This window comes from Actinomyces urinae (assembly GCF_900119695.1).
Classification (GTDB): domain Bacteria; phylum Actinomycetota; class Actinomycetes; order Actinomycetales; family Actinomycetaceae; genus Gleimia; species Gleimia urinae.
Map to the genome: position 1 here is coordinate 1,502,110 of NZ_LT632547.1, position 22,350 is coordinate 1,524,459.

The following is a 22,350-nucleotide window of genomic DNA, read 5'->3' on the forward strand; positions in this document are numbered from 1 at the left end:
GCTTATGCGCCCTTCCAGTATTCTTCGAGCACGCGCGACATCGTCAGGTGGTCGCTAACGTGGCTCATTTCGCGAGCCGAGTGCATAGAGAGCAGACCAATGCCTACGTCCACGGTGGTGATCCCTAAGCGCGTTGCCGTTAGCGGTCCAATGGTAGATCCGCACGGCATCGCGTTATTAGACACGAACGCCTGCGCGGGCACTCCCGCAGCCTCGCACATGCGCGCCCAAAGCGCTGCTCCCACCGCGTCCGAAGCGTAACGCTGATTCGCGTTCAGCTTCAGCATCGGGCCCTTGCCCGGCATCGGATGGTTATTTGGGTCGTGGCGCTCGGCGTAGTTCGGGTGCACAAAATGCCCGGCATCAGCAGACACGCACGTGCTGCCTGCGAGCATCTGATGGTATCCGTCCTCGTCCTTGCCCAGGCCAGCCGCGATCCGACGTAGCGTTGTTTCAAGGATCGGGCCCGACGCTCCCGACCTGGTGGAAGACCCAACTTCTTCGTGATCAAATGCGGCAAACACCGCAATATCAGCAAAATCGGAAGCTTCCATGCGCTCTAAGGCGGTAAGGCCGGCGTGTACTGAAGATAGGTTGTCCTGCCGTCCAGCCGCGAAGAATTCCTCGTCCAAACCAAAACGAGCCGGAGCCTGCGTTGCAAATGACACGAGGTCGTGGCCCACAATGTCTCGCTCTGACTCCAGGCCAGCGAGCTGCGCCAAATGAGTGAATAGCGACTTGTCGCCCAGGGTCCACACCGGCTGCATGTGCTTTTGCCGGTCCAGCTTGAAACCTGAGTTAATATCGCGATCCAAGTGAATCGCCAGTTGTGGAACGCGCGCAATCGGGCCCGTCTTAACCAAGTGCTCGTTGCCGTGGCGGTCCATAATTCGGCCGGCAAACCCGATCTCGCGGTCCAGCCACGAGTTCAGCAGCAGGCCGCCGTACAGCTCGACATCAATCTGACCCCAACCGTCGGGCGACTTCGACGAGCCGGACGGTTTTACCTTCAACCCTGGTGAATCCGTGTGGCACCCAACGATCCGGAAGGCCGGCCGGACCGCCTCCTCGGGAATGAACCACGCCATCACCGCGCCATCTCGCACAAAGAAATGGCCACCCGGCGTGACATCCACCGGATCGCATTCAAGCATCTGCGAATACCCGTGGGCTTTCAGCCTGGTGGCAATCTCCCGTGCTGCGTGAAAAGAAGAGGGGGAAGCCTCAATGAACTTCCCGAAATCCTCTACCTGCTTAACTTCTGCATCACTAAAAATACTCACGTATCCAAACTAGCAGCAATAGCGGTACACATTGGTCTCACGCTGCTCAAAACCAGCCCGGCGGTACAGGCGATTCGCTGCCTCGCGGGTGGGGCGTGATGTCAAGTCCACGGTTTTCGCACCAATCTTGTGCGCGTACTCAACCGATGCGTCTACCAGCTGGCGGCCAGCGCCCTGACCGCGAGTTTCTTCGGCCACCACAACGTCCTCAACCCAGGCGCGCACGCCCGTTGGAATCTCGAACACCACCAGTGTTAGCATGCCCAAAATGTTGTCCGGATCATCATCTGTCGTGTACACAAATAGTGTTGTAGAAGGCTGTCCCAGGAAGCGTGCTACGTCCTCTCCGCTCATTGAAGTGGCAGAAGATGAAAGCTGTGGCAGTAGCTTGTTCATGCCGTCAATAACGGCCTTAGACGCCTCATTCACAATCTTGATAGCCATGACGTGTCCCCTTTGTGGTTGATAATTTTCTTCATTCTAAAACGAGGAGGGGGCCCGCGCGCAGACCTGGGATAAAGTGGCGCGCAACTTTTGCCCCACACTCTGGAACGCTCGGAAGCCAGGGCGCGAAATCGGTAGGCTTACCGCATGCGCTACATTTCTACTCGCGGAGTGCCAACCGACCGGGCCCGCACGTTCACCGAGATTCTCCTCGCGGGCCTCGCGCCCGATGGCGGCCTCTACATGCCTGTCGAATACCCGCAGGTAGATCCGGATACGCTGCTGGAATGGTCCAAGGTTTTCCGGGAAGAAGGATACGCGGCCCTCGCTTTTGAGGTAATGCGCCTCTACATTGATGACATTCCCGAAGAGGACTTGCGGGAAATGTGTAAGCGCGCATACAGCGTAGAGAACTTCGGTTCGCGCGCGGTTGCGCCCATGACGCAACTATCTGACCACATTTGGCTGTTGCACCTGTCTAATGGACCAACCGCTGCGTTTAAAGACATGGCGATGCAAATGCTGGGGCAACTTTTTGAGTACGCGCTGAGCCAGAGTGGGCAAGAGCTCAACATTCTGGGGGCAACTTCGGGAGACACCGGCTCTTCGGCCGAATACGCGATGCTAGGCAAGGCCGGAATCCGCGTCTTTATGCTCACGCCCGCCGGCCGCATGACGCCATTCCAGCAGGCGCAAATGTATGGCATTGATGACCCGGCGATTGTCAACATTGCTCTCGACGGAGTTTTTGATGACTGCCAAGACGTGGTGAAGGCAATCTCGGCAGACGCTGACTTCAAAGCGCGTTACAGCATTGGAGCGGTGAACTCGATTAATTGGGCTCGCCTGCTCGCCCAAGTGGTGTATTACGTAGCCGCATGGATCCAAGCTAGTGGCACGCCTGCCAATAAGGTCTCATTCTCAGTGCCAACGGGTAACTTTGGCGATGTTTTCGCCGGCCACGTCGCGCGCAGCATGGGCGTGCCCATTGACCGGCTGATTGTTGCAACCAACGAGAACAATGTACTTGATGAGTTCTACCGAACCGGCATTTATCGCGTTCGTTCCTCTGAGCAGACTTTCAAAACGTCAAGCCCGTCGATGGACATCTCTAAAGCGTCCAACTTCGAACGTTTCGTGTTTGACCTGGTTGAGCGTGACCAGGCGCGCGTGCGTGAACTGTTTGTGAACCAGCTGGGCGCTCGCGGAGAGTTCTCTTTGGCCAATACGCGTGAGTTTAAAGATGCGCGCCGTAAGTTCGGTTTCCTTTCGGGATCTTCAACGCACGCTGACCGGATCGACTCGATCCAGTCGGTATACCGCCATGACCGCGTCCTCATTGACCCGCACACCGCGGATGCGTGGAAGGTTGCGCGCGATGCTCTGCGCGGGGGAGCGGTGGAACAGCCCCTCATTGTCCTCGAAACCGCTCTTGCGGTGAAGTTTGCTGAAACCATTGAAGAGGCGTTGGGAATCACGCCGGAAGTGCCCGAGCGTTTCGCTTCGGTGATGGATGCCGGCCGCCACGTGGTAGATCTACCCAATGACCCTGAAGCGGTGAAGGCTCTGATTCGCGAGGTTGTAGACGGCTAAAGTCATGGCGCGCAGTGTGGTAACGCTGATGCTACGGCACTTAGGCGAAGAGCGTCCCCCACGGGATTAGGGCTACGCCTAGAATCACGAACAGTCCGCCAAGGGCGGCATCGATCGGTTTATGCAAGCGTTCATAACCTTGCACAAAAGCCGGCATTGACGCGGCGAGGGCAACCGCGGTGAACCAACAGCTGGAAATCGCTACCATCACCAGGGTGAGCGCCCCGCCTTCCAAAAAGGTGATCGAGGGCGGCAACATTGAGGCAAACAGAGTTGTGAAAAAGATGACCGCCTTCGGGTTGCCAACTGTTGTGGTCAAGAAACCGAGGCGGAATGCCTTCCAAGCCGGGTAGGGCTCGTTCGAGGGTGCTGCTGGCTCCTCATCCGCGCCTTCAGAGGGGGCCTCATTCCTCGCACGCATAAGTGAGACAAGAATACGGATGCCGTAGCCCGCAAGGAATATGGCGCCGACTAGGCGAACCGCGAAAAACGCAGTTTCAGAGCGTGAAATGAGGGCCACCACCCCGGCCATGGTGCCTACCGCCCACGCGGAAGTGCCCGTGCCAATGCCAATGCCCGTTGCTATTCCGCGGCTACGCCCCCTTGAAAGAGTCATGCGTAGCGTCGCCAGAAAGTCAGGGCCCGGCGAAATGACCGCCAGAGTGAACGTTGTTAAGAGCGTCATCCAAGTAGATGCAGTCACTACGCCCACCCGAGTTCGTGCAACTGATCGTCATCAATGCCGAAGTGGTGGGAAACCTCGTGCACGATCGTCACCTTAATCTCGCGTCGAAGTTCCTCCACATCTGCGCACATGCGCAGTAACGGTAGCCGGAACAGCGTTATCTGGTCGGGCAAGTCACCAAATCCGTAGTTGTCACGCTCGGTCAGATCGACGCCCTCATAAAGCCCCAACAGGTCAGAACCGTCCTCAGGTTCTTCGGCCACGAAAATCGCTACGTTGTCGGTGTTTTCGAGCATGGACTCAGGCAGCTGCGCAAGAACTTCCTCCACGAGGGTGGCGAAGGCGTCCTCGGATATGTCCAATGCGGTCTCGCCGCGCTCATCATTTTCGCTCGACATGTACCCGATGTTAACGGCCTAACGTCTGCCTACGCACGTCTAAGTCGTGGCCAAGAAACGCACAGCGTGGCGCGGTTCACACAAAACGGCTGAGAGGTGGGAATAAACGAAAGGCGCTAGAGGTTGAGCTTAGTAGACTCAAGTTTGGAGCATTCGGGTTGACAGGGTGGCCGCGAAAGGTAGACTTGAGTGCAACAGACTCAACTTGATTTTATGAAGGAGGCCATTGATATGGCACGTGCAGTAGGTATTGACCTTGGCACCACGAACTCGGCAATCGCCACGCTTGAAGGTGGCGAGCCCACAATCATCGCGAACGCGGAAGGTGTGCGTACCACCCCGTCCGTTGTCGCATTCTCAAAAACGGGCGAGGTCCTGGTAGGTGAAATCGCAAAACGCCAGGCAGTGACAAACGTTGATCGCACCATCATGTCGGTTAAGCGCCACATGGGCACCGACTGGGAAGTGAAGATTGACGACAAGGCTTACACGGCTCAGGAAATCTCCGCTCGTATTCTTGGCAAGCTCAAGCGCGACGCAGAGGAGTACCTCGGCGAGCCGATTACCGATGCAGTGATTACCGTTCCCGCATACTTCAACGACGCTGAGCGTCAGGCAACGAAGGACGCGGGCCGCATTGCCGGCATGAACGTAACCCGTATCGTGAACGAGCCTACCGCGGCTGCTCTCGCATACGGCCTCGAAAAGGGTAAGGAAGACGAGCTCATCCTCGTATTCGACCTCGGTGGCGGTACGTTTGACGTTTCACTCCTCGAAATCGGTAAGGACACTGAGGACGGCGCTGAGTTCTCCACGATCGAGGTTCGTGCAACTTCCGGTGACAACCGCCTCGGTGGCGACGACTGGGATAAGGCAATCGTGGACTGGCTGGTCAGTCAGGTAAAGAGCAAGACCGGTAACGACCTATCGAAGGATCCGGTAGCGATGCAGCGTCTGCGTGACGCGGCAGAGCAGGCAAAGAAGGAACTCTCATCCGCAACTTCCACGAACATTTCGCTGCAGTACCTCACGATGGTTGACGGCGTACCCGTCCACCTCGACGAGTCGCTGAGCCGCGCAAAGTTTGAGGAAATGACGGCTGACCTGCTTGATCGCACGCGCGCTCCGTTCGAGGCTGTGATCCGCGATGCGGGCATTTCGGTGAACGACATCGATCATGTGATCTTGGTTGGTGGCTCCACCCGTATGCCAGCTGTTGCCGAGGTGGTTAAGAAGATGACGGGCGGCAAGGAGCCCTCGAAGTCCGTTAACCCGGACGAAGTTGTAGCGCTTGGCGCTGCCCTCCAGGCAGGCGTAATGCAGGGTGACCGCAAGGACGTCCTCCTCATCGACGTGACGCCGCTATCGCTTGGCATTGAAACCAAGGGCGGCTTCATGACGAAGCTGATTGACCGCAACACCGCGATCCCGACGAAGTCCACGGAGATCTTCTCGACGGCTGAAGACAACCAGCCTTCGGTTCTGATCCAGGTGTTCCAGGGTGAGCGCGAGTTCGCTCGCGACAACAAGCCGCTGGGAACGTTCGAGCTGACCGGCATTGCGCCGGCTCCGCGCGGCATCCCGCAGATTGAGGTCACGTTCGACATTGACGCGAACGGTATTGTGCACGTGTCCGCTAAGGATCGCGGCACGGGCAAGGAGCAGTCGATGACGATCACCGGCGGCTCCGCACTACCGAAGGACGAGATCGACCGCATGGTTAAGGAAGCGGAAGCTCACGCGAAAGAGGACAAGAAGCGTCGTGAAGACGCGGAGGTCCGCAACCTTGCTGAGCAGACCGTATACCAGATGGAGAAGATCTTGAAGGACGAGGCGGACAAGATCTCGGACGAGACGGCGAATGCTGTCAAGACCGATGTCGAGGCCGTCAAGAAGGCGCTTGAGGGCGACGACACCGAAGCGGTGAAGAAGGCACTTGAGACGCTGAACGAGTCCGGCATGAAGATCGGCCAGGAGGTCTACCAGGCTGCACAGGCCGAGCAGGCCCAGCAGGCTGAAGGTCAGGCCGCTGACGCTGGTAATGAAGACGACGTCATCGACGCGGAAGTTGTCGATGAAGAAGAGGACAACAAGTGAGTGAAGAGCAAAATCGCGATCCCTTCGAGGACCGTGAGGAAGGTGCGGGGGAAGACCCCCGCACCGGCTCTGGCTCGCAATCATCCCCCGGCCAGCCAGCTGATCCGAATGATATTTCGCATTTGGAGGAGCAGCTTGCAGATGTCAACGCGGAAGCGGACGTCGATGATCCGGCGGCGCTGCGCGAAGAACTAGCGAAGCAGGGCGATGAGCTTGCGCGCGCGAGGGCTGACCATTACAACCTCACGCAAACGCACAACAACTATGTGCGCCGCTCGAAGGCCGACATGTCCAACGCTCGCAAAATCGGACAGAGCGAGGTCGTGGAGGCGCTGATGCCGGTGCTGGACGACATTGCTGCGGCTCGTGATGCGGGCGCGCTAGAAGACGGCCCGTTCGCATCGATTGCGAACAAGTTGGAGCAGACGCTGGCTTCCCAGTTTGGGATTGAGCGCTTCGGCGCAGTTGGTGATGAGTTTGATCCAATGATTCACGAGGCCGTTATGGCGCAACCATCTTCTGACGTGCAGGTGGAAACGGTTGCGCAGGTTATCCAGGCGGGTTACAAGATCGATGACAAGGTGCTACGTGCAGCGAAGGTCATCGTGGCAAACCCGCAGTAGCTGCAACAAAACTTTGGAGGTGAGAAGTAGTGGCTGGACAAGATTGGATGGAGAAGGACTTTTATAAGACGCTGGGCGTGTCTAAGGATGCGTCGGAGTCGGAGATCAAGAAGGCTTACCGAAAGCTTGCGCGCAAGCATCACCCTGACCAGAATCCGGGTGATAAGAGCGCGGAGGAAAAGTTCAAGGCGGTTGGCGAGGCCTACCAGGTTTTGTCTGATCCGAAGCAGCGTAAGCAGTACGACGCGATTCGTGCGATGGCTGGCGGAGGGGCTCGCTTCTCTGCGGGGCCGGGTGGTTCTGCCTCTGGGTTTGAAGACGTTTTCTCCATGTTTGGTGGGGGAGGAAACGGCTCTCGGGTTCGGTTCTCTACTTCTGGCGGCTCATCCGGTGCGGGTTTTGAAGATATCCTTTCGAACCTGTTTGCCGGTGGCGGCCAGGGTAGCGCCCCGAATTTCTCGGATTTCGCGGGTAGGGGAGCATTTGGCCAGGCCGCGCAAAAGGGCGCTGACCTCTCGGCTGCTACCACTTTGACGCTACGCCAGGCTGTGGAGGGTGCGACGCTGAAGATGACCGTCGAGGGACGGTCAATGACGGTGCGCGTGCCGGCCGGCGTGACGGATGGGCAGAAGGTTCGTTTGCGCGGCAAAGGCAGGCCGGGCGTGAACGGGGGGCCTGCGGGCGACCTCGTGGTTGCGATCTCGCTTGAGAAGCATCCGGTGTTCAGCCTGGACGGGCAGAACTTGCGCATGAAGTTGCCGGTTTCGTTTACCGAGGCCGCGCTAGGCGCAAGTGTTTCCGTACCGCTACTCGATGGCTCATCCGTGACAGTGAAGGTGCCGCAGGGCACGTCCTCTGGGGCGCTTTTGCGAGTCCGCGGCCGCGGCGTGAAGAAGGGGCGCAAGAAGGGTGACCTCATTATTGAAACTGAGGTTGCTGTGCCTAAGAACATGTCGAAGGAAGCGAGGGCGGCTGTGGCGAAGCTCGGTGAGCTAACCGCTGACTTCGATCCGCGTCAAGATCTAGAAGCAAACGCTCGTAAGTAGAAGGAGGTCATATGGCGAACAAGAGAGGTGCAACCTACGTTATTTCGGTTGCTGCTGAACTTGCGGGTATGCATCCGCAAACGCTTCGCCAGTATGACCGTCTGGGCATAGTCACGCCGGCGCGCACAAAGGGGCGGGGCCGCCGCTACAGTGCAAGCGACGTCGAGCGGCTGCGTGAAGTTCAGCGCCTATCGCAAGACGAGGGCGTGAACTTGGAGGGCATCCGGCAGATTCTAGAACTGAAACAGCGTCTAGACGAGACCGCTGAGGCTATGCAGCTAATGCGCGAAGAGCTGAAAATGCTGCGCGCGCTGGTGCAGGAGGAAAGCGAGAGGCGATCGCGCGTTTTTGCGGCCACACCCGATGGTAGTGTGCACACGGTTCGCCGTGGCAGGCGCGTGCGCGTTTCTGGTAATGAACTGGTGCGTCATCCACAATCAGGGGCGCTGGTACTTTTCCGGCGCTAGACCACATGGAATTGAAACTGGGGGTGAGTTTTCTCGCCCCCAGTTTTTCTGTTTGAACAAAGCTATCTTGTGCGTGCCGACGGTTTCGCTCAGTCGGTCATCCTCGCCAAGATTTGCGTCGACTAACCCACCGCCTCGCCGGGCTTAAAACTCATGGTCTCACCATTTTCGTGCGTGCACGTAGTCGCGCCCTCGTTTATTGCGCACGTGAACTTGCTGGCGGTGATGACTTCACCATCATTCAGGATGGGCGCTGACAATAGATTGTTTTCGCAAAACTCGGCAGAAAAATCGTCTAACGAGGCTGGGCCGCTCAGGCACATTTGCTGAAGCGGCACATCCGACTGGCACCTGCCGTACTCGACGCCGTCTGCGGAGAGCGTAGCTGCAGTTCCACTGAAAACACCCTGGTCGCACGGAGCGTCTTCCACGGGGAAAGGTGGGAATGCTTCACAGCGAACGTAAGGGGCGGAGGCTGCCCCCTCGACAATAATGGTGCAAAGAACCGAATGGTCACTGTTTGCAAACCAGTAGCCCGCATTGCCGGCCTGCGCTAGTTCCGTGTTGGCGCCAAGCTGATATGCATCCAGATCGACCTGCTTGGTGCTGGCCTCGGATGGAGCGAGACTTTGAGCGCTAGTTTCGGAAGAGGTGGTGAGTGGAATCGGAGTGGCCGGAGGGCCTGGAAGCTCTTCGTCAGATGAACACGCTCCAAAAATCATTGCGGAACAAGCGAGCGCGGTCAGTGCTACGTGGCGCTTCATTTCTAACTCCCAACGGCCCAAGACGATGAGCGTAATTATTTCGGTGACCCCAAACATTTGTAAACTGAGTCTTGTTCATCTTAACGAGAGGTGCGGACAATGCAGGTTGGTTTGCGCGGGTCCCTTGCGAAAAATGCGGGCCGTTTCGCGTCCTGGGCGTCGCAAAAAAGTGGCCGCGGGTCGGGCGGAGTGATTGGTGGCCGGGTTGCGTTAGCTCTTGATCCCAAGGTTTTAGACAAGGTTAGCCGCGGCAAGAAGATCGTTATTGTGACGGGTACCAACGGCAAATCGACTACCACCTCGATGGTGCGCGAAGCCTTGAAAACTAAGGGGCGCGTGGCATCCAACGTGCTTGGCGACAACATGACGGGTGGCGTTGCCGCCGCGTTGATTGAAGAGGACGAGGCCCAGTTTGCTGCACTGGAAGTTGATGAGCTCTACGTGCCGGCAGTTGCCCGGGCGGTGAAGCCGGCGGGTTTTGTGCTGCTGAACCTGTCGCGAGATCAGTTGGACCGAGTGGGTGAGGCCGGAGCGGTAGAGGCGCGAATCCGTCAGGCGGTTGATGAGAATCCACAGGCGTTTGTGGTGGCTAACTGCGATGATCCACTGATTGTGTCGGCCGCGTGGGATGCGAAGAGCCCGATCTGGGTGTCTGCGGGAGTGACCAGGACGGCCGACTCGGTGACGTTCCCCCGCACTAACACTCCGGTGATTCGCTCGGGCGATTCTTGGCACGTGCCCGGATCCTCATTCGCGCGGCCCGAACCCGCGTGGACAGTGAAAGATGGTGCGGTTGTGTTTGCGGGCGCTGCGCATCCCCTCGCTCTTGCCCTGCCCGGACGGGCAAACCAGGGCAACGCCGCACAGGCGGTTGCGGCTGCCCACGCCCTCGGGGTCAATATCGATCAGGCCATATCGCAGATCAACAAGGTCACGCAGGTGTCTGGACGCTATGCTCGCCGTAACTTGGATGGCCGACTAACTCGCATTGTCCTGGCAAAAAATCCGGCTGGATGGCAAGAATCGCTTTCCATGGTTGAGGAGGATGCTTGCATTATCCTCGCGGTGAATGGCCGGGTTGGGGACGGTGAGGATCTTTCTTGGCTGTGGGACGTGGATTTCGCGCCGCTACAAGGACGCAAGATCATCGTGTGCGGAGAGCGTCGCGCGGATCTTGCCGTGCGGCTGGAGTACGCCGACTTCGAGTTTGAGCTCGTCGAAACCTCGCAGGATGGCCTCGAACGCGCGCCCGAAGGCAATGTGGACGTGGTGGCTAACTATACGGCGGCGCACGGGCTTAACAATTGGATTTCCCGCGAATATGAGGAGGCCAAATGAGCGCCCTACAAATCGGTTTGATCATGCCCGAAACGATGGGCGCCTACGGTGATAGCGGCAACGCGCTCGTGCTTGAAAAGCGTCTGCAAAAGCGCGGTTTTGACGCTGAAATCGTGACCGTGCACGTGGGGGATGAGGTGCCGGATAGCCTCGATTTTTATCTTCTTGGAGGAAGTGAGGACGCGGCGCAGCAGGTTGCGGTGCAGCGGCTGGAAGAGTCGGGAGCGCTACGCCGAGCCGCGGATCGCGGAGCCATAGTTTTTGCGGTTTGCGCAGGTTTGCAGGTGCTAGGCACTTCGTATGAGGACGAGGATGGGCGCCAGGTGGATGGGTTGGGGCTACTCGATGCACAAACCCGGCGCGGGGCAGATCGTAGTGTGGGTGAACTTGTAACCACGGCTGTGTTGCAAGGCGTTGGCGAGCCCTTGACCGGGTTTGAAAACCACCTTGGAGTTACCGGGCTGGGGGCTGACGCGCAGCCGCTTGGAGCCGTCTTGCACGGACACGGAAATGCGTTAGATCTAAGCGGTGAGGGGCAACGCGTAGACGGAGCGGTGCAGGGAAGCGTGTTTGCAACCTACATGCACGGGCCCGTGCTGGCGCGAAACCCGCAGCTGGCGGATTACCTTATCCGTCTTGCAACCGGTCAAAAAGATCTGAACCCGATCGACACTGCCGCAACTGCGCTGTTGCGTAAACAGCGGTTGGAAACCTCCGGAATTACCCTCAAATGACCCTGAAATAGCCCTGGTTTTGCGCGTTATGCATTAAGTAAAATCGAGGGTCCAAGTAGTATGAAAGTGTAAGCCGCGAGCGTAAGGATTTACCATGAGCGACAATAAAGACTTTGACCGCAACGAGCCGCAAGACGGTGGGCAGGTGCCCGAGCAGCCGCAGTTTGGCCGCAGGATTGAGGACGAGCCTGGCTACGGTCAGCCAGGTTATGGACAATCCAGCCAAGGTGATAGCCACGGCTACAGTGGTTTGAACGGGGAGCAGCCCGATCACAATCAAGCCGGCCAGCCCGGTTACGGTCAGCCCGACTACAGCCAGTCCACTTATGGCAGCTATGGGTACGGAGAAACGAGTGGCCGCACTCAGCAGGACGCTGACGGTTATGGTCAGACCGGTTACAATCAGCCGGGTTATGGTCCGGCTTATGGGCAGCCTTCTAACGGTCAGCCGGAATATGGCCAATCTGGATACGGGCAGCCCGGCTACGGCCCGGCTTATGGTCAAAGTGGTTATCAGGGTGGCGGTAGAGCGCCGATGCAGCTTCCGGGTAGGGGCGGCTCGATTGCGATGATCGTGATTGGCGTGGTCATGATGTTTGTGATTGCTCCGGTAGCGTTCTTTATGGGCGTCACGGTAGGTACGCTTCAGTCCTTGGATACGTCTTCTTTTGAGCCGGTTCGAAACGGTGGAAGCATCGAGGTTGGAAGTACGGGCGTGGTCACGGTTGTTTATTCCAGTAGTCTCGATGGTCAGGTTGGTGCGGTAACCCCATCTTGTACTCTGGTTGGGCAAAATGACACCTATCCGCTGGTGTCGGTGGGCGATGGGGACGGTGCGATGGCAACTGATCTACCTGCCGGAACTTACACGCTGAAGTGCGAGAACGCGGACGGTCAGGACATCCTCGTTTTCGGTGGCGAGCTCGTTGACGACGTGCTCTCTTCGATCGGGCCAAGCTTGATTATTGCGACGATCGTCGGAATTGCTGGTTTGGCGCTGATGATTTGGGGCATTGTGAAACTTGCGCGAGTGAACCGCGAGCGCAGGGCTATTGAGCTGCGAATGCAAGGCTGGTAAGCCGCTTAGCGAAGTAAAAATGATCGGAGCGATAAAACGCTCCGATCATTTTTATGCTCTAGCCGTGCTTGGCCTGGACCCTCACGAGGGGGACATGCATGTTTGGCGATGTGACGGCTGCCGGGCAGGGAGGTGTGACTACTACTCGTCGCCTAGATGTTGCCAGAGAAACTCCCAGGCCAGTGCACTCATTTTTGCCCGCTGCTGGTTGTCGGCCGCACCGGCGTGGCCTCCTTCAACATTTTCGTAAAAGAGGACGTTGGCGCCCGCCTCATCCATTTTCGCAACCATGGTGCGCGCGTGGGCGGGATGCACGCGATCGTCGCGCGTGGAGGTGGTGAATAGGACCGGCGGGTATTTTCTGCCCGGCTGGAATAGATGGTAGGGGCTGAATGTTTGAATGAATTCCCATTGCTTCGGGTCGGATGGGTCGCCGTATTCTGCCATCCACGAGGCGCCGGCCAAAAGCGTGTGGAAGCGGCTCATGTCTAGTAGCGGAACCTCGCAGACGATGGCGCCGAAGTGCTCGGGATACTTGGTGAGCATCATGCCCATTAGGAGGCCGCCATTGGAGCCGCCTCGCGCGCCGAGCTGTTCTTTTGTGGTTACGCCACGAGCTACGAGGTCGTCAGCAACCGCTACGAAATCCTCGTAGGCGCGGTGACGGTTGGCTTGCAGTGCGGCTTGGTGCCACTTGGGGCCGTACTCGCCGCCTCCTCGAATGTTGGCAACCACGTAGGTGCCGCCGCGCTCAACCCAAGCCGGGCCAGCCGTGGCGAGGTAGGAGGGGGTCAGCGACACTTCGAATCCGCCGTACCCGTACAGCAGGGTTGGTGCGGGTTCGGTTCCCCGCGTGCTGATTTGGAAGTAGGGAACTTTGGTGCCATCTACCGAGGTCGCAAAGTGCTGACTTACTTCCACGTTTTGCGCGTTGAACGCCCCGGGGGCTTTGCGAACCATGGTGGCGCTCAGGGTTTCTCCGGATTTGGATAGTTCGAGCAGTGAGAGCATCATGGGCGTGGTGAAGCCAGTGGTGTGCAGCCACAGCTGGTCGCTGGTTCGGCTATCAACGGCGTTTACTTGGATGGTTGCGTGTGTGGGAACCTGTCCGTTGCCGCCGGTTGCTAGTTTCAGGTCGCGCCTGTCCCACCCCGTATGTTCGGTAGTGGGAGGGGTGAGGATACCCAGGCGATTGGAGACGTGGTGGAGCACGTTCACCACAACGTGATGCCTGGTAGTTGTGACGTCTTCTAGGGCAGAGGTGTCCGTGGGTGTAAACAGGCTGTGTGCTTCGAAGTCCTCGTCGAAGGCGTTGTCGAACTCGGTTGCAACCAGGGATCCTGCTTTGAAGGTTTTGTCGCCTACGGTCCAGTCTTTCTTTGGACGCATTAGCATCCAGTCGCGCCAGGGCCCGGCCTCTACGTGTGTTGGGACCTCGACCTTCTTGAGGGCGTATTGTCCCGTCGGGTCGGCAATGTACGTTTCTGATTCGTAGAACGTGATGAGTCGGCTGATGATTGTGCGTTGCCAGCCGGGCATTGAGTCGAAGTGGGGGAATACGCCAACGTCGCTTTTCTCGCCCTCAAAAATGATCTTTGCGTCCTCGAGGTCTTGTCCGCGCTGCCATAGTCGAACTTGACGCGGATAGCCCGAATCGGTCATGGTGCCTGGGCCGAAGTCGCGGCTTACTAGGATTTGGTTCGCTGTTATCCAGCTGCATTCCCCTTTTGACTCGGGCAGGTTGAAGCCGTCTTCAACGAACGTGCACGTGTCAACGTCGAATTCGCGAATCACGTCCGCATCGCAGCCGCCATCGGAGAGCGCGATGAGCGCCCGCGAATATTCGGGGAAGAGGAGGGAGGCGCCGTGGAACACCCACGCTTTATCTTCGTGCTTGGCCAGCTCGTCGATGTCGAGCAGGATCGCCCAGTCGTCTGCTCCTTGCAGGTATGCCGAGGCCGGTTGGCGCCGCCAGAGGCCGCGCGGGTTCTTCTCGTCAACCCAGAAGTTGTACGCAAAGTCGCCTCTTATACTGGCGTAGGGGATGCGGTCTGGATCGTCTAAAACGGCCTTAATCTGTTCTTCGATGTTTAAAAAACGCTTCGTCCCCAGCTCGCTAAGTGTGCGGTTGTTGTGGCGGTTTACCCAGGCAAGGGCCTCTTCGCCCTGAACCTCGTCAAGTAGTTCGATGTTGATCTTTTCATTCATGTTTTAAGTATCGGGCACTGGGCGGCTTGCGACTACTTCGAAACACGAAAGTCCTCTGCTGACTGTGAGCTGGTTCTCAAAAAACCTGAAGTTGAGTGGAATAGACTCAAGTTTAGAAGCGTTGTACTTCATAGATGACATTTGCCCAGTGGGCGAAAGGATGATTTGAAGTGGAGAATAAATTTACAACCAAGGCCCAGGAGGCGATCAGCGCAGCCGTACAAACCGCTGGCGCTGCAGGCAATCCTTCAGTTGAGCCCATGCACCTCCTAAACGCGTTGCTCGATCAACCTGAAGGCATAGCAATTTCAGTTTTGGAGGCCACCGGAGTTTCTCGTAAGGGCGTGGGACAGAAGGTCCGCGCCGCGCTAACCCAAATGCCGTCAACCCAGGGCGCCTCGGTTTCGCAACCGGCCGCCTCGCGTGCGTTCGGCAATATTTTGGTGGAGGCGGAGTCGGATGCGCGCGCCATGGGGGACGAGTACACCTCCACGGAGCACCTGCTCATTGCGCTCGCAAAATCTGACACGGATGCGGGCCGCATTTTGAATGAAGAGGGCGCTAGTGCAAGCGCCTTGCAGTCAACACTATCTGCGCTTAGGAAGGAGCCGATCACGACTGCTGACCCGGAGGACTCATTTGAAGCTCTGAAGAAGTATGGGCGCGATTTAACGGAGGTTGCGCGCGAAGGCAAACTTGATCCTGTGATTGGGCGCGATGAGGAGATTCGCCGCGTCGTTCAAGTGCTTTCTCGCCGTACCAAAAACAACCCGGTTCTAATCGGTGAGCCGGGCGTTGGTAAGACCGCGGTTGTGGAGGGTCTGGCGCAGCGGATTGTGGCCGGTGACGTGCCCGAATCGCTTCGCAACAAGAGGCTGATCGCCCTTGATCTGTCCGCTATGGTTGCGGGCGCCAAGTATCGCGGCGAGTTCGAAGAACGCTTGAAGGCTGTTTTGAACGAGATCAAGTCTGCAAACGGTGAGATCATCACGTTCATCGACGAGCTTCACACTATGGTTGGTGCGGGCGGTGGCTCCGAAGGCGCGATGGATGCGGGCAATATGCTCAAGCCAATGCTTGCGCGTGGAGAGCTTCGCATGGTTGGCGCAACCACCCTCGACGAATACCGGGAGAAGATCGAGAAGGATCCGGCGCTTGAGCGGCGTTTCCAGCAGGTGTTTGTGGGCGAGCCTTCCGTGGATGACACGGTTGCGATTTTGCGCGGTATTGCGCCTAAGTACGAGGCCCACCACAAGGTGACCATCTCTGATGGCGCGCTCTTGGCAGCCGCGGAGCTGTCCAACCGCTACATCACGGGCCGGCAGTTGCCGGATAAGGCAATCGACCTTGTGGACGAGGCGGCGTCTCGTCTGCGCATGGAGCTTGACTCATCTCCCACGGAGATCGACCAGCTTCGCCGTCAGGTGGACCGGCTTCGCATGGAGGAATCCTACCTAACCGAATCTGATCCCGAGGGTGAGGACGAGCAGACCGTTACGCAGCTTGAGAAGGTTCGTGAGGAGCTTGCCGATCTTGGGGAGGAGCTGGCTGCGCTAACCGCCAGGTGGGAGGCCGAGAAGGCTGGCCGTAACAAGGTTGGTGATCTGCGCGTGAAGCTTGATGAGCTTAGTACCGAGCTGGAACTCGCAATGCGCGAGGGCCGTTGGGAAGAAGCAGGACGCCTACAAAACGGTGATATTCCCCAGGTTGAGGCCCAGATCGCGAAAGCGGAGGAAACTGAGGATCGCGCTGATGAGGGCGAGCCGATGATTCCGGAGCGGGTTGGTCCTGCTGAGATTGCGGCCGTGGTTGAGGCGTGGACGGGAATCCCCACGGGCAGGTTGCTGCAGGGCGAAATGGAGAAGCTGCTTTCCATGGAGTCCTACATCGGTAAGCGCCTGATTGGACAGGTGGACGCGGTTCGCGCCGTGTCTGACGCGGTGCGCCGCTCTCGCGCTGGCGTGTCCGACCCGAATCGCCCAACCGGTTCGTTCATGTTCCTGGGCCCAACGGGCGTAGGTAAGACGGAGCTTGCGAGGGCGCTCGCGGACTTCCTCTTCGATGATGAGCACGCGATGGTTCGCATTGACATGTCGGAGTATTCGGAGAAGCATTCGGTGTCGCGCCTGGTTGGCGCGCCTCCGGGATATGTGGGTTACGACGAGGGTGGCCAGTTGACTGAAGCCGTGCGTCGCCGCCCATACTCGGTGGTGTTGTTGGACGAGGTGGAGAAGGCTCATCCGGAGATTTTCAACATCTTGTTGCAGGTGCTTGACGATGGCAGGTTGACGGATGGTCAGGGTCGTACGGTTGATTTTCGCAACACGATCTTGGTGCTTACTTCGAACCTTGGTTCGCAGTTCCTGGTGGATTCTTCGATGGGTGAGGACGAGCAGCGTGAGGCCGTGTTGAACACGGTTCGTGCGGCGTTCAAACCGGAGTTCCTGAACCGTCTGGATGAGATCTTGGTGTTCAAGGCGCTTACTAAGGAAGAGCTGTCGAAGATCGTTGATATTCAGGTTGATCAGATGGCGCAGCGTTTGCAGAGTCGTCGGATTGCTTTGCACGTTGATGATGGCGCGCGGACGTGGCTGGCTGAGCACGGGTATGATCCCGCGTTTGGTGCACGCCCGCTGCGTAGGTTGATTCAGCGCGAGATTGGAGACCGCTTGGCCCGCATGATTATTGGAGGCGAGGTCCAGGACGGCGGCTCGGTAACCGTAAAGGTAAGCGGTGATGAGCTGAAGTTGGAGGCCAGCGCCTAATCTGAGCCCAAGTTAGAGGGGTTAGCTCAATGAGCTAACCCCTCTATGCGTACATCTACGCTTAGTTCTTTTCCAAATTAAGCACCAAAGTACAGCCTGGGTCAGACCATTTCGAGGAAGTGGTCGCCCAGGGCTTGCCAGTTCTTGCGGTGCCACGCGCCAAAGGGCTGCGTTCCGAGGAATGCCATGGAGCGCCCAGATTCTGGGTCTACCCAAAGGAACGAGCCGGACTGGCCGAAGTGGCCAAACGTGGAAGCCGAGGCCGCGCGTGGGAACCAGGTGCGCACTTTCGCTCCCTTGATTTCAAAACCTAAACCCCACGTGTTGTCCGAATATCCTCCGTAACCCGGCGTGACGCCTTTCAAGCCAGGGTAAGCAACAGAGGTTGCCTCCCGCGCCAACTCAGGCGATATGAGGGTGGGGTTTTGAAACTCGCGGGCAAGGGCCACGAGGTCGCGGATGGATCCGGCCCCCGCGTATGCCGCAGATCCGTCGATGTGTGTTTCAACCAGGCCGAGCGGCTCTAGGACAGTTGCTTCAACCCAGTCCTCGAACGTGAATCCCGTGGTTGCCTCTACCGCCCAAGATGCTTCTTCGATGCCACGGTTCGAATAAATCCGTTTTTCTTGGGCACCGACCTCCAGCACGGGCTCATTGAAGGCAAGACCGGAGGCGTGGGCGAGCAGGTGTCGTAGCGTCACCACCCGCTGACCGTTGGCAATAGTCACCTCATCATCAAGGCTGATCATGGCCCGTTGCACGGCCACAAGAATCCCCATTGCGGAGAGCAGTTTGGTGACCGACATGAGGGGGTAAACCAGCATGGAATCGCCGTATTCGAGGACGTGGCCAGGCTCTATAAACGCCATCGAATACTCGAATGGCGGCCTCAGGTTGTCGGGCAGGCCGTCAGGCATTTCGGCCTCCTAAAACTCGATGATGACGGGCACGTGGTCAGAAGCGCCTTTGCCTTTACGCTCGTCGCGGTCAATCTGCGCGCCGGTCACAGCGGAGGCTAGGGCGGGGGAGGCGTAAATGAAATCGATCCGCATTCCCTCATTCTTGGGGAAGCGAAGTTTTTGGTAGTCCCAGTACGTGTAGTTGGTGACTCGCTCGCGCGTAACTTCTTCCATTCCGAGCTGCGCGAAGTAGTTGAATGCGTCGCGTTCGGGCTCTGACACGTGGGTTGCGCCCTCAAAAACGGAAATGTCCCACACGTCCTCATCGAATGGGGCAACGTTGAAATCGCCCACAACCGCTAGTTGACGCCCTTCCATTTGCGTGGCGGCGTGGTCGGCCAGGCCGTGCATAAACTCGAGCTTGTACTGGTAGTGCGGGTCGGTGAGCGAACGCCCGTGAGGAATATACGTGCTCCACACGCGAACCGGGCCGCACGTGGCGCCGATTGCGCGCGCCTCAACCTTGTCGCGGAATGCGGGCTGGCCGGGGAAGCTGGTTTCAACCTCATCTATTCCAACGCGAGAAGCGATTGCCACACCATTCCACTGGTTGTAGCCCACCATTTCCACCTGGTAACCGGCCTCTTTGAACGCGTCCAGAGGGAACTGGTCGGGCTTGCATTTCAGTTCTTGCATGGCAAGCACGTCAATGTCAGCGCGGTTCAAAAAATCAATTACGCGCTCGTGACGCGCGCGGATGGAGTTCACATTCCAAGTGGCTAGTCGCATGGTTTAACCCTACCTTCCGGCGTCAAATGTGGCATAAGGGAGGGGATGCCGCCTAACCTATTTGTATGGGTACTGCTTTGGTTACCGGGGCGTCTTCGGGCCTTGGGGAAGAGTTTTGTTGGCAGCTGGCGGCAGCACGGCACAATCTGGTGCTGGTTGCGCGCCGGGAGGATAAGTTGCGTGAGATCGCCGCCAAGATCGAGGCAGCCTCAGGCGTGCACACCGAGGTGCTCGTGGCGGACCTTGGCACCGCGAGGGGGCGCAAGGCGGTTGTGGAGCGGCTCCGCCAAGATGAGCGCCCCATTGGTCTGCTCGTGAACAATGCCGGTTTTGGCTTGGGCGTGCCGTTTCGTGAGAACAGTATGACCGCTGAAACAAAGGCGTTGGACGTGATGGTACGGGCCGTTATGGAGCTTACGCACGCGGCGGTGAATGCCATGTTCGACCGAGGTCACGGTGCAGTTCTCAACGTTTCTTCCGTTGCGGCGGACACCGGCATGGGCACATATTCCGCACACAAGGCGTGGGTGAAGGCGTTTTCCGAGGGAGTGGCGGAGGAACTGCGAGGAACGGGCGTGAGTGTCACGGCAGTCATGCCAGGCATGGTTAATACTGCGTTCCACGACAGGGTGCAGACGGTTCCCGAGGAGGTTCCAAAAATCTCTTGGATCAGCGAGGCTCAGGTAGTGGAACAGGCCCTCGCAGCGGTTCGTCGCCGCCAGGTGTTGGTCACCCCTTCGGCGCGCTATAAGGTAGCAATGTTTGCCACCAAGATGTCGCCGCGTTGGATGGTTCGCGCGGTCACTTCGCGCCTGCCCCACATGTGAGTGTTTTGAACTCGCGGGCTTTAGCTATTGCAGCCTCGCTCCTGGCCCGAAAGTCAGATTAAAGAGGTGGCCCCACTGCATGCGCAAGCCTGCGCTAACGGTTAGACAGGCTTTTCCGGGTTAGCTTCCTGCGTCGAGGCACTGGCGTCATCCGTCGAAGCCGAGGTAGATGCCGAGTCCGTTTCTTCCGCTCGGGCAGCTCCCTCGGTTGCCTGATCGGTTTCGGGCTCTTCGTAGTCGTCGAGGGCGTCCTCTTCGAGCTCCACGTTGGTGATCTCTTCGAAGTCGATCGTTGCTGGATGGTTGTAAGCTAGGCCCTCGTCTTCCAACTCGTCCACCACTTCAAGCACAGAGCTGGTTTGCAGGTCCGAGTTATCAACCGGTGATTGCTCAATCGCGTCGGCAAGCTGATCGGCATGTCCCTGGTGGAAGTGCTTGTCATGACGCATGAGGCGACGCAAGAGTTTGCGGATAGCCATGCGGCGCGCCACTTCCTCACGAATATCTTCTCGGCTTCGCACCCAGTGCACTACCAGAAGCAGAATCAGCAGCATGCCCGCGTAGCCGATCACCGGGTACAGGTAGCTCACAAACGTTTCGAATCCAACAAATGAGATCACGAAGCCAATCAGAGCCATCGAGACTAACCAGATGCGGAAGCGTTTTGGGTCGCCCTTTGAGAATCTGGAGGCGAGGGCGTAGTACATGCCGATTGCGGTGTTGAAGATCATGCCGAAAACCACGAACGCCATGACGGTGCCAAATGCGGGGTGGATGCTGGTTAGCAGCATGAGGGTGGGCATGTCAGAGTGGCCCACTTTGTCGATTTGTGTAAACAGGGCGGAGGACGCGATGAGGATCAGCAGGCCGTATATTATGCCGCCCAGCATGCCGCCGCGTCCTGCTACGCGGGGATCGCGGATTTGGCCTCCCATCACGATTGACATGGACACGGCCATTGCAAGCGCTAGAGCTACGTAGTTTGTCGCGGAAATCCACCAGTTTGGCAGGGTTGATCCGACTTCAATTGCCATGTCGTTAAGCTGCGCGAATGAGTAGTCGATGTGCGTGTATGACCAGATGGCAGCGCCAACGATCAGCACAATGATGAACGGCGTGATGGATCCTATGATTGCGGTCACGCGGTCTACGTCAAGCATGCCAACCAGGATTACCAGGACGGTGATGATGACAGATCCCACCCAGACGGGTAGCCCGAATTGTTGGTTCAGGCTGGTGCCTCCGCCGGCGATCATTACAAAGCCCATGCTAAACAGCGTGAGGGTGATGAGGATGTCGAAGAAGCGGGACGTGATGGGCGGGGAAACTTCGGTGAGCACGCGTTTGTGGTCGCTGGCGAGGAAGAAGGAACCGAGCTGGAGGATCGCGTATCCGGCGATTCCGAAGATTATAAGCGCGAGGGTGACCGCCCACATTCCTTGGACGCCAAATCCTACGAAGTATTGGAGGATTTCTTTACCTGATGCGAATCCTGCGCCTACTACTAGGCCTACGAAGGCCATCGCAACTGTTATTACTTGCCGGTTCATGTTTTGTGCCAGCTGTGTAGATTTGGCGGCTGGTACGCCTCAGTGCTTTTACTTTACCGAGTTTTAGCCGGCTTGGGGATTTTCGTTGCGCATGTAACGAAACGGGGGCGGGGCTAGGTTAATCGCGCGATTGTCGAGGGGAAGCTGGCTTTCGCTTACGATAGGGGTATGACTAACGATCCGCGCAAGGCCCGCCTGGCCGAACTTGTTAAAGAGCTTGCTGTTATTCACCAGAAGGTGACTTTGGCTTCGGGTAAGGAGTCTGACTTTTACGTTGATATGCGCAGGGCAACGCTGCATCATGAGGCGGCTCCTTTGGTGGGGCACGTGATGCTCGACATGCTCGAGGATAATGGTTTCGCTCCGGATGATTTTGATGCCGTGGGTGGCCTCACGATGGGTGCGGATCCGGTTGCGACGGCGATTTTGCATGCGGCGGCCTCACGGGGCTTGTCTGTTGATGCGTTCGTGGTGCGCAAGGAGGCCAAGGATCATGGCATGAAGCGCCAGGTTGAGGGGCCGTCTGTTGAGGGCAAGCGCGTGATCGTGTTGGAGGATACTTCGACCACGGGTGGCTCTCCGATGCAGGCGGCTCGCGCGCTTGAGGCCGCGGGCGCGCAGGTTCTAGCTGTTGCGGTGATTGTGGACCGCGATACCGGTGCGCGCGAGGTCATCGAGGGCGCTGGTTACAAGTATCTGAACGCTTTGGGGTTGGAAGACCTCGGCCTCGCCTAAGCTAAGCATCTTCACTTTCGTCTTATC

General features: G+C 58.0%; 20 protein-coding genes. 11 read left to right on the forward strand and 9 right to left on the reverse strand.

Annotated elements, in window-relative coordinates; all coding sequences use genetic code 11:
• Positions 1 to 2: 2 nt before the first annotated feature.
• The gene (locus tag BQ7114_RS08165; RefSeq protein ID WP_072344263.1) at positions 3 to 1,283 is read right to left on the reverse strand and encodes a M18 family aminopeptidase; all 1,281 of its coding nucleotides are present in this window, start codon (positions 1,281 to 1,283) and stop codon (positions 3 to 5) included.
• A 9-nt stretch (positions 1,284 to 1,292) separates the two neighbouring features.
• Positions 1,293 to 1,727, reverse strand: coding sequence for a GNAT family N-acetyltransferase (locus BQ7114_RS08170; protein WP_072344266.1), 435 nt, complete (start codon positions 1,725 to 1,727; stop codon positions 1,293 to 1,295).
• A 147-nt stretch (positions 1,728 to 1,874) separates the two neighbouring features.
• Between BQ7114_RS08170 and thrC the strand changes: the two genes are divergently transcribed.
• Positions 1,875 to 3,320 (forward strand): threonine synthase, encoded by a 1,446-nt coding sequence (thrC, locus tag BQ7114_RS08175; protein WP_072344269.1) that lies wholly within the window; start codon positions 1,875 to 1,877, stop codon positions 3,318 to 3,320.
• A gap of 40 nt (positions 3,321 to 3,360) precedes the next feature.
• On the opposite strand, the gene BQ7114_RS08180 is transcribed toward thrC, so the two are convergent.
• Together BQ7114_RS08180 and BQ7114_RS08185 are read right to left on the reverse strand one after the other, a co-directional pair.
• Positions 3,361 to 4,023, reverse strand: a complete 663-nt coding sequence (locus tag BQ7114_RS08180) for a LysE family translocator (RefSeq protein WP_143236840.1) — start codon at positions 4,021 to 4,023, stop codon at positions 3,361 to 3,363.
• A complete protein-coding gene (locus tag BQ7114_RS08185; RefSeq protein WP_072344276.1) occupies positions 4,023 to 4,403 on the reverse strand; it encodes a metallopeptidase family protein in 381 nt (126 codons plus the stop codon). Before BQ7114_RS08185 ends, BQ7114_RS08180 begins: the two co-directional genes overlap by 1 nt.
• 231 nt (positions 4,404 to 4,634) lie before the next feature.
• On the opposite strand from BQ7114_RS08185, the gene dnaK reads away from it, so the two are divergent.
• From dnaK to BQ7114_RS08205, 4 genes are read left to right on the forward strand one after another with little or no spacing between them, the layout of a single operon-like run.
• Complete coding sequence (gene dnaK / locus BQ7114_RS08190) at positions 4,635 to 6,500, forward strand: molecular chaperone DnaK (RefSeq protein ID WP_072345070.1); 1,866 nt, start codon at positions 4,635 to 4,637, stop codon at positions 6,498 to 6,500.
• Positions 6,497 to 7,123, forward strand: coding sequence for a nucleotide exchange factor GrpE (locus BQ7114_RS08195; protein ID WP_034508901.1), 627 nt, complete (start codon positions 6,497 to 6,499; stop codon positions 7,121 to 7,123). Before dnaK ends, BQ7114_RS08195 begins: the two co-directional genes overlap by 4 nt.
• A gap of 29 nt (positions 7,124 to 7,152) precedes the next feature.
• Positions 7,153 to 8,169 carry a DnaJ C-terminal domain-containing protein gene (locus tag BQ7114_RS08200; protein WP_072344279.1) on the forward strand — a complete coding sequence of 339 codons (1,017 nt, stop codon included), beginning with the start codon at positions 7,153 to 7,155 and terminating at the stop codon, positions 8,167 to 8,169.
• An 11-nt stretch (positions 8,170 to 8,180) separates the two neighbouring features.
• Entirely contained in the window at positions 8,181 to 8,636 is a 456-nt protein-coding gene (locus tag BQ7114_RS08205; protein WP_072344282.1) for a heat shock protein transcriptional repressor HspR, read from the forward strand.
• Between the two features lie 122 nt (positions 8,637 to 8,758).
• Here BQ7114_RS08205 and BQ7114_RS08210 read toward each other — a convergent pair whose 3' ends face one another.
• Positions 8,759 to 9,400 carry a hypothetical protein gene (locus BQ7114_RS08210; protein ID WP_143236841.1) on the reverse strand — a complete coding sequence of 214 codons (642 nt, stop codon included), beginning with the start codon at positions 9,398 to 9,400 and terminating at the stop codon, positions 8,759 to 8,761.
• Between the two features lie 99 nt (positions 9,401 to 9,499).
• Between BQ7114_RS08210 and BQ7114_RS08215 the strand changes: the two genes are divergently transcribed.
• The 3 genes from BQ7114_RS08215 to BQ7114_RS08225 all read left to right on the forward strand — a co-directional run bounded on the left by BQ7114_RS08215 (position 9,500) and on the right by BQ7114_RS08225 (position 12,550).
• On the forward strand, positions 9,500 to 10,738 hold the full coding sequence (locus BQ7114_RS08215) for a MurT ligase domain-containing protein (protein WP_072344288.1): 1,239 nt from the start codon (positions 9,500 to 9,502) through the stop codon (positions 10,736 to 10,738).
• Positions 10,735 to 11,472 (forward strand): type 1 glutamine amidotransferase, encoded by a 738-nt coding sequence (locus tag BQ7114_RS08220; RefSeq protein ID WP_072344291.1) that lies wholly within the window; start codon positions 10,735 to 10,737, stop codon positions 11,470 to 11,472. Before BQ7114_RS08215 ends, BQ7114_RS08220 begins: the two co-directional genes overlap by 4 nt.
• Before the next feature lie 94 nt (positions 11,473 to 11,566).
• Positions 11,567 to 12,550, forward strand: coding sequence for a hypothetical protein (locus tag BQ7114_RS08225; protein ID WP_072344294.1), 984 nt, complete (start codon positions 11,567 to 11,569; stop codon positions 12,548 to 12,550).
• 141 nt (positions 12,551 to 12,691) lie between these two features.
• Here BQ7114_RS08225 and BQ7114_RS08230 read toward each other — a convergent pair whose 3' ends face one another.
• Entirely contained in the window at positions 12,692 to 14,758 is a 2,067-nt protein-coding gene (locus BQ7114_RS08230; RefSeq protein WP_072344297.1) for a prolyl oligopeptidase family serine peptidase, read from the reverse strand.
• Between the two features lie 170 nt (positions 14,759 to 14,928).
• Here BQ7114_RS08230 and clpB point away from each other — a divergent pair, with 170 nt between their 5' ends.
• Positions 14,929 to 17,523, forward strand: a complete 2,595-nt coding sequence (clpB, locus tag BQ7114_RS08235) for an ATP-dependent chaperone ClpB (RefSeq protein ID WP_072344300.1) — start codon at positions 14,929 to 14,931, stop codon at positions 17,521 to 17,523.
• A gap of 101 nt (positions 17,524 to 17,624) precedes the next feature.
• Here the strand turns inward: clpB and BQ7114_RS08240 are convergent, their stop codons facing one another.
• Both BQ7114_RS08240 and BQ7114_RS08245 read right to left on the reverse strand, forming a co-directional pair.
• Complete coding sequence (locus BQ7114_RS08240; RefSeq protein WP_072344303.1) at positions 17,625 to 18,440, reverse strand: serine hydrolase domain-containing protein; 816 nt, start codon at positions 18,438 to 18,440, stop codon at positions 17,625 to 17,627.
• Positions 18,441 to 18,449: 9 nt separating this feature from the next.
• Positions 18,450 to 19,211 carry an exodeoxyribonuclease III gene (locus tag BQ7114_RS08245; protein ID WP_072344309.1) on the reverse strand — a complete coding sequence of 254 codons (762 nt, stop codon included), beginning with the start codon at positions 19,209 to 19,211 and terminating at the stop codon, positions 18,450 to 18,452.
• Between the two features lie 65 nt (positions 19,212 to 19,276).
• Here BQ7114_RS08245 and BQ7114_RS08250 point away from each other — a divergent pair, with 65 nt between their 5' ends.
• Positions 19,277 to 20,038 carry an SDR family NAD(P)-dependent oxidoreductase gene (locus BQ7114_RS08250; RefSeq protein WP_072344315.1) on the forward strand — a complete coding sequence of 254 codons (762 nt, stop codon included), beginning with the start codon at positions 19,277 to 19,279 and terminating at the stop codon, positions 20,036 to 20,038.
• Between the two features lie 101 nt (positions 20,039 to 20,139).
• Here the strand turns inward: BQ7114_RS08250 and BQ7114_RS08255 are convergent, their stop codons facing one another.
• The gene (locus BQ7114_RS08255) at positions 20,140 to 21,588 is read right to left on the reverse strand and encodes a YkvI family membrane protein (RefSeq protein ID WP_072344322.1); all 1,449 of its coding nucleotides are present in this window, start codon (positions 21,586 to 21,588) and stop codon (positions 20,140 to 20,142) included.
• A gap of 168 nt (positions 21,589 to 21,756) precedes the next feature.
• Between BQ7114_RS08255 and pyrE the strand changes: the two genes are divergently transcribed.
• Positions 21,757 to 22,323, forward strand: coding sequence for an orotate phosphoribosyltransferase (gene pyrE / locus BQ7114_RS08260; RefSeq protein WP_072344328.1), 567 nt, complete (start codon positions 21,757 to 21,759; stop codon positions 22,321 to 22,323).
• Positions 22,324 to 22,350 lie beyond the last annotated feature (27 nt).